At 73.0% G+C, this 13,265-nt stretch carries 12 protein-coding genes; 6 read left to right on the top strand and 6 right to left on the bottom strand.

The features are described from left to right. Positions 1–11: 11 nt before the first annotated feature. The 3 genes from IF89_RS0112725 to IF89_RS0112715 form a co-directional block, all read right to left on the bottom strand. Positions 12–3,158: an efflux RND transporter permease subunit gene (locus tag IF89_RS0112725; RefSeq protein ID WP_030765724.1), complete on the bottom strand. Its 3,147-nt coding sequence runs from the start codon at positions 3,156–3,158 to the stop codon at positions 12–14. A gap of 135 nt (positions 3,159–3,293) precedes the next feature. Then, positions 3,294–4,040, bottom strand: coding sequence for a response regulator (locus IF89_RS0112720; protein ID WP_234327744.1), 747 nt, complete (start codon positions 4,038–4,040; stop codon positions 3,294–3,296). 66 nt (positions 4,041–4,106) lie between these two features. Then, positions 4,107–4,928: an adenosylcobinamide-GDP ribazoletransferase gene (locus IF89_RS0112715; RefSeq protein ID WP_030765717.1), complete on the bottom strand. Its 822-nt coding sequence runs from the start codon at positions 4,926–4,928 to the stop codon at positions 4,107–4,109. A 70-nt stretch (positions 4,929–4,998) separates the two neighbouring features. Here IF89_RS0112715 and IF89_RS0112710 point away from each other — a divergent pair, with 70 nt between their 5' ends. After that, positions 4,999–5,796 (top strand): hypothetical protein, encoded by a 798-nt coding sequence (locus IF89_RS0112710; protein WP_030765714.1) that lies wholly within the window; start codon positions 4,999–5,001, stop codon positions 5,794–5,796. A 6-nt stretch (positions 5,797–5,802) separates the two neighbouring features. Here the strand turns inward: IF89_RS0112710 and pspAA are convergent, their stop codons facing one another. Further along, positions 5,803–6,081 carry a PspA-associated protein PspAA gene (gene pspAA / locus IF89_RS0112705; protein WP_030765712.1) on the bottom strand — a complete coding sequence of 93 codons (279 nt, stop codon included), beginning with the start codon at positions 6,079–6,081 and terminating at the stop codon, positions 5,803–5,805. A 13-nt stretch (positions 6,082–6,094) separates the two neighbouring features. Beyond that, a complete protein-coding gene (locus IF89_RS0112700) occupies positions 6,095–6,889 on the bottom strand; it encodes a PspA/IM30 family protein (protein ID WP_078628260.1) in 795 nt (264 codons plus the stop codon). A 279-nt stretch (positions 6,890–7,168) separates the two neighbouring features. On the opposite strand from IF89_RS0112700, the gene IF89_RS0112695 reads away from it, so the two are divergent. Both IF89_RS0112695 and IF89_RS0112690 read left to right on the top strand, forming a co-directional pair. After that, positions 7,169–7,768, top strand: a complete 600-nt coding sequence (locus IF89_RS0112695; protein ID WP_078628259.1) for a DUF3043 domain-containing protein — start codon at positions 7,169–7,171, stop codon at positions 7,766–7,768. Positions 7,769–7,833: 65 nt separating this feature from the next. Continuing rightward, positions 7,834–8,577: a class I SAM-dependent methyltransferase gene (locus tag IF89_RS0112690; protein ID WP_107047261.1), complete on the top strand. Its 744-nt coding sequence runs from the start codon at positions 7,834–7,836 to the stop codon at positions 8,575–8,577. A gap of 73 nt (positions 8,578–8,650) precedes the next feature. Here the strand turns inward: IF89_RS0112690 and IF89_RS0112685 are convergent, their stop codons facing one another. Beyond that, complete coding sequence (locus IF89_RS0112685) at positions 8,651–8,863, bottom strand: hypothetical protein (protein WP_030765703.1); 213 nt, start codon at positions 8,861–8,863, stop codon at positions 8,651–8,653. A gap of 104 nt (positions 8,864–8,967) precedes the next feature. Between IF89_RS0112685 and IF89_RS0112680 the strand changes: the two genes are divergently transcribed. The 3 genes from IF89_RS0112680 (at position 8,968) to IF89_RS0112670 (ending at position 13,259) form a co-directional block, all read left to right on the top strand. After that, complete coding sequence (locus tag IF89_RS0112680; protein WP_030765700.1) at positions 8,968–10,173, top strand: bifunctional adenosylcobinamide kinase/adenosylcobinamide-phosphate guanylyltransferase; 1,206 nt, start codon at positions 8,968–8,970, stop codon at positions 10,171–10,173. Positions 10,174–10,254: 81 nt separating this feature from the next. After that, positions 10,255–11,310, top strand: coding sequence for a nicotinate-nucleotide--dimethylbenzimidazole phosphoribosyltransferase (gene cobT / locus IF89_RS0112675; RefSeq protein ID WP_199820499.1), 1,056 nt, complete (start codon positions 10,255–10,257; stop codon positions 11,308–11,310). An 83-nt stretch (positions 11,311–11,393) separates the two neighbouring features. After that, positions 11,394–13,259, top strand: coding sequence for a phosphatidylglycerol lysyltransferase domain-containing protein (locus IF89_RS0112670; protein WP_030765694.1), 1,866 nt, complete (start codon positions 11,394–11,396; stop codon positions 13,257–13,259). The last annotated feature ends 6 nt before the right edge of the window (positions 13,260–13,265 follow it).

Genomic DNA, 13,265 nt, shown 5'->3' with positions numbered 1-13,265 from the left:
CGCGCCGCCGGTCAGACCTTGGCGGGTTCGCCGCCCGCCTCGGGGGCGGCGGTGGCGGCCGGGACCGCCGCCGGGCGGACCCTGCGCTTCGCCGAGCGCTTGTCGCGGCGGCGCTCCTTGCGCAGTTCCACCATCGTGTAGAGGGTCGGCACCAGGAGCAGCGTCAGCAGGGTGGAGCTGACCAGGCCGCCGATCACCACGACCGCGAGCGGCTGGGAGATGAAGCCGCCCTCGCCGGTGACGCCCAGCGCCATCGGCAGCAGCGCGAAGATCGTCGCCAGTGCCGTCATGAGGATCGGGCGCAGGCGGTGCCGGCCGCCCTCGACGACCGCCTCGACGACACCCAGGCCCTGGGCGCGGTACTGGTTGACCAGGTCGATCAGGACGATCGCGTTGGTCACGACGATGCCGATGAGCATCAGCATGCCGATCATCGCCGGGACGCCCATCGGGGTGCCGGTGACCAGGAGCAGGCCGAGTGCGCCCGTCGCCGCGAACGGGATGGACACCAGCAGGATCAGCGGCTGGACGAGCGAGCGGAACGTCGCGACCAGCAGCATGAACACGATCGCGATGGCCGCGAGCATGGCCAGGCCGAGCGAACCGAACGCCTCGTCCTGGTCCTCGGAGACGCCCCCGATCGAGGCGGTGGCGCCGTCGGGCAGGTCCAGGGCCTTGAGCTTGGTCTGGAGCTCGGCGCTGACCGCGCCGGTGTTGTCGCCCAGCGGGCGGGCGGTGACGGTCGCGGCGCGGGCGCCGTCGATCCGGGTCATCGCGACCGGGCCGGGGACCTCCTTGACCTCGGCGACGTCGCCGAGCTTCACCGGGCCGACCGGCAGCGCCTGCAGTTCGGCGAGGGTGGTGGCCGGCTGCGCGGACTTGATGACGATGTCCCGCTCGGTGTCGTCGAGCACGGCCTTGCCGGCCGGGTTGCCCCGTACGGCCTGGGCGACGATCGCACCGAGCGCGGCCTGGTTCAGGCCGGCCTCCGCCGCCTTGGGGGTGGCGGTCACCGAGATGCGGGGCACGGACTGGGAGAGGTCGCTCTGCACGTCGGTGACGTTGTCGAGCTCGGCCACCTCGGCGCGGACCTGCTCGGCGGCCCTGGCGAGGACCTCGCCGTCGCCGGCCTTGACGACCACGCTGAGGTTCTGGCTGCCGAAGGCGTCGCCCGCCGCGATGCGGGTCTCGCCGATGCCGTCGAGGCCGGCGAGCTGCTGCTCGATGCGCTTCTTCACGGCGTCGGCGTCGCCGGCGTCCTTCAGGGTGACCTGGTAGGAGGCCTGGTTGGAGCCGGTCCCGCCGCCGAAGGCCGCGAGGAAGCCGGAGGAGCCGACGGTGACCTGGTAGCTCTTGACGCCGTCGACCGAGCCCAGCACCTTCTCGATCGTGCGGGCGGCCTCGTCGGAGGCGGCCAGCGAGGTGCCCGGGGGCAGCTCCTGCTTGACCGTCAGGAGTTCCTGCTCGCCCTGGTCGAAGAAGTTGGTCTTCAGCATCGGCGTCATGCCGAAGGTGCCCAGGAGGACGACCACCGCGATGGCCACACTGGTCAGGCGGCGCCGCGTGGCGAAGCCCAGGACGCGGACGTAGAGGCGCTGGAGGCGGCTGCGCGACTCCTTCTCCTCGGCCTCGCGCCGGACCTGCGCGGCGCTCTCGGCGTCGCCTGCGGTGATGCCCCGGGGGGCGCTGAGGAACCAGTACGACAGGACCGGAACGACCGTCAGGGAGACGAGCAGCGAGGCCAGCAGGGCCGCGGTGACGGTGAGCGAGAAGGAGCCGAAGAGCTCGCCGATCATGCCGCCGGTGAGGCCGATGGGCAGGAAGACGGCGACGGTGGTGAGGGTGGAGGAGGTGACCGCGCCGGCGACCTCCTTGACCGCGGTGATGATCGCGGCCTCGCGCTCCTCGCCGTAGCCGAGGTGGCGCTTGATGTTCTCCAGGACCACGATCGAGTCGTCGACGACGCGGCCGATCGCGATGGTCAGCGCGCCCAGCGTGAGCATGTTGAGCGACAGGTCCCGGGTCCACAGCACGATGAGCGCCAGGACCACGGACAGCGGGATGGAGACCGCGGTGACCAGCGTCGAGCGCAGCGAGGCCAGGAACACCAGGATCACGATCACCGCGAAGAGCAGGCCGAGCATGCCCTCGGTGGTGAGGCTGGAGATGGACTTGGCGACGGCCGGGCCCTGGTCGCTGACGACGGTCAGGTCGGCTCCGGCGCCGAGGGTGGAACGCAGCTCGGGAAGCTTGTCCTTGACGGCGTCGGAGATGGCGACGGCACTGCCGTCCTTGTCCATGGTGAGGACGAGGGCGAGGCTGGGCCTGCCGTTGGTGCGGGTGATGGAGACGGCTGTGGCGGGCTCCTGCTTGACGACGGCGACGTCGCCGAGGCGGACCGCGGGCCGGCCCGGGCCGGGGCTCAGGCGCAGGTCCTCGACCTGGGCGAGGGAGGTGAAGCCGTTGCCGACGCGGACGGTGCGGTTCTTGCCCGCCTCGTCGAAGGAGCCGGCGGGGACGGCGGCGCCGCCCGCCTGGAGGCCCTGCGCGAGGGCGGCGCCGTCGAGGCCGGCGGCAGCGAGCTTCGCGTCGTCGGGGGTGACGGTGACCTGGAGGTCCTGGACGCCGTCGACGCTGACCTGGCCGACGCCCTCGATGTCCGACAGGACGGGCACGACGGACTTCTCCAGCTGGTCGGCGAGCGCCTGCTGGTCCCTGTCGGAGGTGACGGCCAGGATCACCGTGGGGATGTCGTCGGTGGAACCGGCCACGACCTGCGGGTCCACGTCGGCAGGCAGCCGGACGCGGGCCCGGTTGACGGCCTGCTGGACGTCGGCCACGAGCTGCTTGGTGCCGCTGTCGCCGTAGTCGAAGGTGGCCATGATGAGGGCGTTGCCCTCGCTGGCGGTGGAGGTGATGCCGGTGATGCCGTCGACGCCCTTGAGCATGGCCTCGATCGGTTCGACGACCTGCTTCTCCACCACGTCGGGCGAAGCGCCCTGGTACGGCGCGAGCACGGACACCATCGGGAGTTCGATGGAGGGCAGCAGTTGCTGCTTGAGCTGCGGGACGGCTATGGCGCCGAAGAGGAGCGCGACGATCGACACGAGGCCGACCAGCGCCCTTTGGGCAAGGCTGAAGCGGGACAGCCAGGACATGGGTGTGGGATCTCTCTGCTGTGACGAACCGAGGGCTCCTCCACCCTGGCGCATCCGGCGGGACGTTTCGTCGCTCGCAGGTCCCGTCCTTATGTGCGGCATACCGCGTCCGTAGTACGCGGTACTACTCCGGCCCTATTCCATGCGGGGCCGGACGAGTCCCGATTCGTACGCGATGACCACCAATTGCGCCCTGTCGCGGGCGCCGAGCTTGGCCATGGCCCGGTTCACATGCGTCTTGACGGTGAGGGGGCTGACCTCCAGGCGGGCGGCGATGCCGTCGTTCGACAGCCCCGCGGCGACATGTACGAGGACCTCGCGCTCCCGGACGGTCAGGGCGGCGAGCCGCTCCGCGTGGATCCCGGCCGATGCGCCGCCGGCGGCCGGACCGGCGCCGCCGCCCTGGGCGAGGAAGGTGGCGATGAGCCCCTTGGTGGCGGCCGGGGAGAGCAGTGCCTCGCCGGCGGCGGCGACCCGGATGGCGTTGAGCAGCTCCTCCGGCTCCGCCCCCTTGCCGAGGAAGCCGGAGGCGCCGGCGCGCAGGGCCGAGACCACGTACTCGTCCACCTCGAAGGTGGTCAGCATCACCACGCGCACGGCGGCCAGTTCGGGGTCGGCGCTGATCATGCGGGTGGCGGCGAGCCCGTCGGTGCCGGGCATCCGGATGTCCATCAGCACGACGTCGGGCCGCTCCTGCCGGGCGACGGCGAAGGCCTGCGCGCCGTCGGAGGCCTCTCCGACGACCTCCATGTCGGGCTCCGAGTCGACGAGCACCCGGAAGGCGCTGCGCAGCAGGGCCTGGTCGTCGGCGAGCAGCACCTTGATGGGGGCGGCGGGCGCGGCGGGCGCGGCGGAGGGCAGGTCCGTCGGAGTGTGGTCCACGGGGTGAGGGTACGCGGGCGCCGCCGGCTCTCCGGGGCCGGTCGGTCCCGTCGGGCAGGACAGGTCTCAGCCGAGGGCGAGGACGATGAGGGCGGCGGTCGCCGCCACCTCGGACAGGGCGCCGAACACGTCGCCGGTGACGCCGTCGAAGCGGCGTACGCAGCGGCGCAGCAGCACGTCCGCGGCGAGCAGCCCGGCGAGGACGGCGGCTGCGGCGCGGGCCGCGGCGGGTAGGCCCGCCGGGAGGGCGGCTGCCGCGGCCGCGGCCGTCACGAGCGCGGCGAGGGCGGCGGCGGTGGTGCGCGGCAGGACTCCGGCGACCGCGGCGCCGAGCCCCTCGGGGCGGGCGGGCGGCACGCCTTCGCGGGCGGCCAGGGCCATGGCGAGGCGGGCCGCGACGGCGGCGACCACGGCGGCGAGGGCGCCGCGGATCCAGCTGTCGGCGTACGCCTGCGCGAGCGCGGCCGTCTGCACGAGCAGCACGACCACCAGGGCGATCACGCCGAAGGGTCCGATGTCGGACCTCTTCATGATGCGCAGCGCCTCGTCGGCCGGTTTGGCGCTGCCCAGGCCGTCGGCCGTGTCGGCGAGTCCGTCCAGGTGCAGCCCCCGGGTCAGGGCGGCCGGCACGGCGACGGTGACGGCGGCCGCGAGCAGCGGTCCCGCCCCGAGCAGCAGGAGCAGCACGCCGGGGACGGCCGCGAGCACGCCGACGGCGAGTCCGGCGAGGGGCGCGCAGGCCATTCCGGTGCGGGCCGCGGGGCGGTCCCAGCGGGTGATGCGCGCGGGCAGCACGGTGAGGGTGCCGAAGGCGAAGCGCACGCCGTCGCGGAACGAGGCGCGTTCCGCGGGCGGCGTGAGGGGCGGATCGTCGAACGAATCTTTCATCGGCGCGAACGCTACCCGCTCGGAGCGGGCGGTAAATTACCCATTACCGTCCAAACAGGGAGTCAGTGGGATGGGTCACTGGTGGTATCGGAACATCCTTGAGCCGGGCAAGCTGCCCATGCTGCTCGCCCTCCTCTCCTTCGTGACGTCGTTCCTGGTCACCCGTGTGATCACCCGCATGATCCGGGCCGGCCGCGGCCCCTTCAAGAACGTCACCCCGGGCGGTCTGCACGTCCACCACGTGGTGCCGGGCGTGATCCTCGTGATCATCGGCGGTTTCGGTGCGATCGGCAGCGCCGGGCACAGCTTCGGCGCGGCGCTGTCGGCGGTGATCTTCGGCCTGGGCGCGGGGCTGGTCCTCGACGAGTTCGCCCTGATCCTGCACCTGGACGACGTCTACTGGAGCGAGCAGGGCCGCAAGAGCGTGGAGATCGTGGTCGTGACGGCCGCCGTGGTCGCCCTCGTCCTGGGCGGCTTCGTGCCGTTCGGGGTGAACGACCTGTCGGCCGAGGAGCGCCAGAGCCGCGGGCTGGTCGTCATGAACGCGGCCGGCAACTTCTGCCTGGCCCTGATCGCCCTGTGGAAGGGCAAGGCCCGCACGGCCCTCTTCGGTGTGATCATCCCGTTCGTGGCGCTGGTCGGTGCGGTCCGGCTGGCCCGGCCCGGCTCGCCGTACGCGAAGCGGTTCTACGTGAACCGGCCGCGGGCCCGGGCCAGGGCCGGGCTGCGGGCGTTCCACCACGACCGGCGGTGGACGCGGCGGCGGCGCAGGTTCGAGGACTTCATCGGCGGCGCCCCGGACCCGCGGCCGGTGTCCCCGCAGAAGCCGCCGGTGCCTCTGGAGAAACCACCGGAGCCACGGGACTGAGGACTCTCAGCCCGGGATCAGGCCGTCGTCGCTGAGCATCTCCCGGACCTCTTCGAGACTCGCCCCGGGCCCGGGCAGGATCAGCTCGGACGGCTCCAGCGCGTCGTCCGGGAGCGGCTCCCCCAGCCGGCGCACGGCGTCGAGGAGCGCGCCCAGGGTGCGGCGGAAGCCCGCCTCGTCACCGGACTCCATCTCCGCCAGCAGCTCGTCGTCGAGCTTGTTCAGCTCGGGGAAGTGGCCGTCGGCCACTTCCACCTGCCCTTCCCCCATGATGCGGACGATCATGACGGGTCCCGTCCTACTGCTTGTCGAAGCGGTGCTGGGTCTGCGGCTGCTGGGCGCCGCCCCGGTCGCCGCCCTCGATGGCCTGCTGCTGCGCGGACGGACCGCCGGCCAGTTCCGCCTTCATCCGCTGGAGCTCCAGCTCCACGTCGGTGCCGCCCGACAGCCGGTCCAGCTCGGCCTGGATGTCGTCCTTGGAGCCGAGGCCGCTCCGGTCGTCGAGCGCGCCGGAGGCCAGCAGTTCGTCGATCGCGCCGGCGCGGGCCTGCAGCTGGGCGGTCTTGTCCTCGGCGCGCTGGATGGCCAGGCCGACGTCGCTCATCTCCTCGGAGATGCCGGAGAAGGACTCCGCGATCCGGGTCTGCGCCTGGGCCGCGGTGTAGGTGGCCTTGATGGTCTCCTTCTTCGTACGGAAGGCGTCCACCTTGGCCTGGAGCCGCTGCGCGGCGAGCGTCAGCTTCTCCTCCTCGCCCTGGAGGGTCTGGTGCTGCACCTCCAGGTCGCTCACCTGCTGCTGGAGCGAGGCGCGCCGGGAGAGGGCCTCGCGGGCCAGGTCCTCGCGGCCCAGGGCGAGGGCCTTGCGGCCCTGGTCCTCCAGCTTGGCGGACTGGCCCTGCAGCTGGTTCAGCTGCAGTTCGAGGCGCTTGCGGGACGTGGCCACGTCGGCGACGCCGCGGCGTACCTTCTGCAGCAGTTCGAGCTGCTTCTGGTACGAGTAGTCGAGGGTCTCGCGCGGGTCCTCGGCCCGGTCAAGGGCCTTGTTCGCCTTCGCGCGGAAGATCATCCCCATACGCTTCATGACACCGCTCATGGGCTTCGCGCGCCCCCTTCTAGACGGACTGTGCTCCAGGTCACCGACAGGACCCACAGTACGGGCCCTGTCTCCATTACCGCACTGTTCGGGGACGGATGCGCTCCTCCTCCAGGACGACTGCGCCTGCTCCGTATCAGGCGTGAGGAGTAGGTGGGTCCCCGACCGCGCGGAGGGGTGTCCGCCGCACGGACCGTGCACCAGCAAGGACGCCCGCCGTTGCCGGATCGTTCCCCGCCGGGGTGGGGCGCATGCCGTCGACCACGTAGGGTTGTGTCTGTGTTTGGTAGCCGCTCCTCCAAGGAAGAGAAGGCCGCCGCCACCGACAAGGTGAGCGCCGACCTCTCGCAGCCCCGTGACCCGCAGGCCCCCAAGGGCCGCCCTACGCCGAAGCGCGCCGTGGCCCAGTCGCAGCGCCGGGCCGTGGTGGCCTCGACCGGCAACCGCAAGGAGGACGCGAAGCGAGCCCGCGAGCGTCGCCGTGTGGAGATGGCCAAGCAGCGCGAGGCGCTGGCCAACGGCGACGAGCGTTACCTGCCGGCCCGGGACAAGGGCCCCGTCCGCAGGTACGTCCGCGACTTCGTGGACTCCCGCTTCTCGGTCGCCGAGATGTTCCTGCCGCTGGCCGTGGTCATCCTCGTGCTCAGCATGGTCCGGCAGCCGGCGGTGCAGAACATCGCGCTGCTGCTGTGGCTCGGCGTGATCGTGCTGATCGTCCTCGACTCCATCGGCCTGATCTTCCGCCTGCGCAAGGCACTCAACGAGCGCTTCCCGAACGAGCCGCGGCGCGGCGCGGTCGCCTACGGCGTGATGCGCACCCTGCAGATGCGCCGACTGCGCCTGCCGAAGCCGCAGGTCAAGCGCGGGGAACGACCCTGAGCCGAGGGGCGCCCGGCGCGTCGGGGGAGGGTTTCGCCGAGGGGGCAAGGCTCTGGCTCGAGGGCCTGGGCGGGCTGCGCAACGCGGTCCGGCAGGAACTCGTGGGCCGGCAGGTCGACGAGCAGATCGCGCAGCGCTTCCCCGTGGGGCAGCGGCTGCGCGTCCTCGATGTCGGCATGGGCCAGGGCACTCAGGCGCTGCGCCTCGCCCGCGCCGGGCACATCGTGACCGGCCTGGAGCAGGACGCGGGCATGTTGGCCGTCGCCCGCGAGGCGCTGGCCGGGGAGCCCGCGGGGATCCGTGACCGGGTAGAGCTGCGGGAGGGGGACGGGCGCGAGACCGGCGCCCACTTCCTTCCGGGCAGCTTCGACGTGGTGCTGTGCCACGGGGTGCTGATGTACGTCCCCGAGCCGGACGCCATGCTGGCCGGGCTGGCCCGGATGCTGGCCCCCGGCGGGCTGCTGTCCCTGCTCGTGCGCAACGGCGACGCGCTCGCGATGCGGCCCGGGCTGGACGGCGACTGGAAGGCCGCGCTGGCGGCCTTCGACAGCACCGACTACACGAACCGGCTGGGCCTGGACGTACGGGCCGACCGGCTGGCCCGGCTGACCGCGACGCTGTCGGGGATCGGGGCGCCGCTGCAGGCCTGGTACGGCGTACGCGTCTTCACGGACGGCACGGAGGCCGGCGACGTGCTGCCGCCCGACGAGGAGCTGGAGCGGCTGCTGGCCGCCGAGGACCGCGCGGGCCGCACCGACCCCTACCGGGGTGTCGCCGCGCTGCTGCACCTGTGCGGCGTCCGGGGCTGAGCGTCGGCACCGGACGGCCCCCTCGGCGCTGAAACCGAGGGGGCCGTTCGGGCCGTGCCGTGCCCGGGCGGGGTCAGGCCTCCATCGCGGAGCGCAGGCTCATCGTGTAGAGCTCGGTGCCGCTGTCGTCGGACAGCTTCACCTGTTCGGTACCGCCCTCCAGCAGGTCCTTCCAGTACTCGCCGATCCACGACTCCGCGTCGCCCTGCGTGGTGAACTCCTCGGGTACCACCGATGGGCTCGTCTCCGCGCCGTCGGCCGTCTCGAACCGCCACGTCCACGCCATGTCCGCCTCCGTTGCTCGTCCGCTGCTCACACGCTTCTCGCCTTGAGTGTGCCCGCAGAGTAACCGGGCGCGCAGCAGTCTCCGTGACGCGGGAGGATCATCCTGTGGAACTCACTCTGCTCGGCACCGGTACCCCCGAGGGGCTGCCCCGCCCCGGCTGCCCCTGCGCCGCCTGCGCCGCCTCCGTGGGACCGCGCTCCCGCGCGGCCACGGCGGTCCTCGTCGACGGGGCGCTGCTGCTGGATCTCACCCCGGGGGCGGTGCTGGCCGGCGCCCGGGCGGGGCATTCGCTGGCGGGGGTGCGGCAGGTCCTGCTGACCCATCCGCACGACGGGCCGGCGGTGGAGCTGCCACCGGGGCTGCCGACCGCCGGCCGGGTGCCGGACGGGCAGGAGCTGGCGGTGATCTCCGGGCACCGGGTCCGGGCGGTTCCGATGGACGCGCCGGGCACCGGATACGAGGTGACCGGCCCGGACGGCGGCCGGCTGCTGTACCTGCCGCCCGGCGGGGCGCCGGCCGGGACCGACGGCCGGCGCGGGCTGCGCCCGTACGACGTGGTGCTCGCCGACGTGGCGGGCCGGCCGGAGGCGCTGGCCCGGCTGCGGGCGAGCGGGGCGGTCGGTGTTGCCACGGACGTGATCGCCGTCCACCTCGACCACGACGTGCCGCCGGGCCGGGAGCTGGAGCGCCGGCTGGCGGCCGCGGGGGCGCGGGCGGTGCCGGACGGGACCACGGTGCTCGCCGGGGAGTACCACGCGGTGCCGGAGCTGCCGCGCCGCACGCTGGTGCTGGGCGGGGCCCGGTCGGGCAAGTCGATGGAGGCGGAGCGGCGGCTGGAGGCCTTCCCCGAGGTGGTCTACGTGGCCACCGGCGGTGCCCGGCACGGGGACGCGGAGTGGGCGCGCCGGGTCGGCCTGCACCGGGAGCGTCGGCCGGCGAGCTGGCGGACGGTGGAGACGTGCGACCTGGTGCCGCTGCTCGCCGCCGACGGCCCGCCGCTGCTGATCGACTGCCTGGCGCTGTGGCTGACCGACGCCATGGACGGGGCCGGGGCCTGGGACGACGAGGTGTGGGCCGAGCGCGGCCGGCGTCTGCTGGGCGAGCGGACCGCGGACCTGGTGGCGGCCGTGCGCGCGACGCGTCGTCAGGTGGTGCTGGTGAGCAACGAAGTCGGCTCGGGCGTGGTCCCGGCGACCGCCTCGGGCCGGCGTTTCCGTGACGGGCTCGGCCGGCTGAACGCAGCGGTCGCGGGCGAGTGCGAGCACGTCCTGCTCGTCGTCGCGGGGCAGGCGGTCGTCCTCAAGGAGTAAGGGGCGCCCCCTCGTTCGGGCCGCAACCGACGGGGCCTGAGGGAAGGCTTCACCGGCTGTACTCTCTGCCAGATGAGCACGCTGAATCTGGACGACTTCTCCGATCTGATCGAGCGTCCCGACGGGGGCGTCCGGCGCGACGCCGAGGAACGCCGTGAGCGCCTCGCGGTACCGCCCGGCGCGCTGGGGCGGCTCGACGAACTCGCCGAGTGGCTCGCCGCCGCGCAGGGGCAGGTCCCGGTCAGGGCCGTCGAGCGGCCCCGCGTGGTGCTGTTCGCCGCCGACCACGGGATCGCCGCCCAAGGGGTCTCCGCCCGCACCCCGTCCACCGCTCACGAGCTGGTCCGCTCCGTGCTCGACGGGTCCAGTCCCGTCGCCGTCCTGGCCGGCCGGTTCGGCGCGACGATACGGGTCGTGGACGCCGGGCTGGACTGCGATCCGGAGCTGCTGCCCGAGGACGTGGTGGCGCACCGCGTCCGGCGCGGCAGCGGGCGGATCGACATCGAGGACGCGCTGACGGTCGAGGAGGCGCAGGCCGCGCTGCGGCTGGGCATGCGGATCGCCGACGAGGAGGCCGACTCCGGGACCGACCTGGTCGTCCTCGGCGACCTGAGCGTCGGGGGGACGACGGTCGCCGCGACCCTGGTCGCCGCGCTGTGCGGTACGGACTCCTCGGTGGTCACGGGGCGTGGCGGAGAGCCCATCGACGACCTGGCGTGGATGCGCAAGTGCGCGGCGATCCGCGACGCGCTGCGCCGGGCCCGTCCGGTCCTGGGCGACCAGGTCGCGCTGTTGGCGGCGGTCGGCGGCGCGGACGTCGCCGCCATCACCGGATTCCTGCTCCAGTGTGCGGTGCGCCGTACGCCCGTCATCCTCGACGGTGTTGTTTCGGCCGCGTGCGGACTGGTGGCGCAACGGGCCGCGTTCCGGGCTCCTGACTGGTGGCTGGCCGGTCAGGCGAGCGGCGAGCCGGGTCAGGCGAAGGCACTTGACCGGATGGCGCTCAACCCCGTGCTCGATCACGGCGTCACAGTGGGTGGAGGCACCGGGGCGTTGCTGGCCCTCCCCCTCGTGCAGGCTGCTGCCGCCCTCGCGGCGGAGCTGCCTGAACGGCCGGTGGAGGAGCCGACGGAATGAGCCGCCGGGGGCCGCGGTCCTGACCATTCCGTGGCCCCCGACCGCACCATCACGGACAGCGACGCCCCATATGATCGCTTTTTATGGGAGAGGTCCGTTTGACCAGCGCAGAGACCGACCGCACCGCCGCACCGGCGACCGGTCCGTCATCCGGCAGGAAAGAGACCGGCGCGGAGACCGCCGGCAAGGCGGCGGGGGGAGGCCGGGAGACCGGTCGGGGGAGCGCCCGCTCACAGCGCGGAGCCGCCTTCGCGGTCTGGTACCTGCGCGTCGTCACCTTCATCAACTTCCTCAGTGCGGTGTGGGTTTCCCTCGGGCAGGACCTGCGGCGCCACAACATCGAGGACTTCTACACCCCGTACATGCTCACGGCCGGCTTCGCCTCCGGCCTCTTCACACTGCTGCTGGCCGTCACCCTCGGCCGCCGCAAGCGGGCGTCCTGGATCCTGAACCTCGTCCTGAGCGGCCTGCTCGCGCTCCTCCTCGCCTACGCGCTCTTCGCCTACGAGGAGATCCGCGAGCACCCGCAGAACTGGGTCTCGCTGGCCCTGACCACCGCCTTCACGGGCGCCCTGCTGCTCGGGCGGCGCGAGTTCTACGCCAAGGGCGACCGCTCCAACCCGGCCTTCGCCGCCGCCGTCGCCGCCGTCGGCCTGCTCGTCACCTCGCTCGTCGCGGCCCTGCTGGTGGGCGCCGCCAACACCGCTCCGGGCAGCGCCGCCGTCTCCTTCCCGGAACGCTGGAAGTACGGCGTGATGCGGCTGATCACCCTGGCCCCCGACGACCCGGAGGCCGCGGCGATCACCACGCCCGGCTGGGTGGACGTCTCCATCAACGTCATGTCGATGCTGCTGCTGCTCGCCGTGCTGTTCGCCGCGTTCCGCTCACGCCGCGCCGTCGACCCGATCAGCGAGGAGGACGAGGAGCGGCTGCGGGCGTTGCTGGCCCGCCAGGGCGACCGGGACTCCCTCGGCTACTTCGCCCTGCGCCGCGAGAAGTCCGTCATCTGGTCCCCCACCGGCAAGGCCGCCGTGACGTACCGCGTCGTCGGCGGGGTCTCGCTCGCCTCCGGCGACCCGATCGGCGACCCGGAGGCCTGGCCCGGCGCCATCGACCCGTGGCTGGCCGAGGCCCGTGAGCACGGCTGGGTGCCGGCCGTGATGGGGGCGAGCGAGGAGGCCGGGCAGATCTACGCCCGGCACGGCCTGGACGCGCTGGAACTCGGCGACGAGGCGATCGTGGAGACCGCCGACTTCACCCTGGAGGGCCGCGCCATGCGCACCGTCCGCCAGGCGTACAACCGCGTCAAGCGGGCCGGGTACACCGTCCGCATCCGCCGCCACGCCGACATCCCGGCACCGGAGATGGCCGAGCTGGTGCGCCGCGCAGACGACTGGCGCGACGGTGCCACCGAGCGGGGCTTCTCCATGGCGCTGGGCCGGCTGGGCGACCCCGCCGACGGCCAGTGCGTGATGCTGGAGTGCACCGACGGCAACGGCGACCTGCGGGCCGTGCTGTCCTTCGTGCCGTGGGGGCCCAAGGGCCTGTCGCTGGACCTGATGCGCCGGGACCGGGACTCCGAGAACGGTCTGATGGAGTTCATGGTCATCGAACTCCTGGAACGCTCCAAGGAGATCGGGGTCACCCAGGTGTCCCTCAACTTCGCGATGTTCCGGTCGGTCTTCGAGCGCGGCTCCCGGCTCGGTGCGGGCCCGGTGCTGCGGATGTGGCGCTCGCTGCTGAGCTTCTTCTCCCGCTGGTGGCAGATCGAGTCCCTCTACCGGGCCAACGCCAAATACCGGCCGATCTGGGAACCGCGGTTCATGCTCTTCGAGAAGAGTTCGGACCTGCTGCGGATCGGTGTCGCGGCCGGACGGGCCGAGGGCTTCCTGGAGGCCCCCGGCCTTCCGAAGTGGCTGCACCGCAGACACCTGGAGACCCGCCGTTGACAGCGC

The sequence above is a fragment of the Streptomyces sp. NRRL F-2664 genome, assembly GCF_000719345.1.
Lineage (GTDB): Bacteria > Actinomycetota > Actinomycetes > Streptomycetales > Streptomycetaceae > Streptomyces.
The sequence above is the reverse complement of the archived record's forward strand: the minus strand, read 5'-3'. Positions and strand labels throughout refer to the sequence as shown.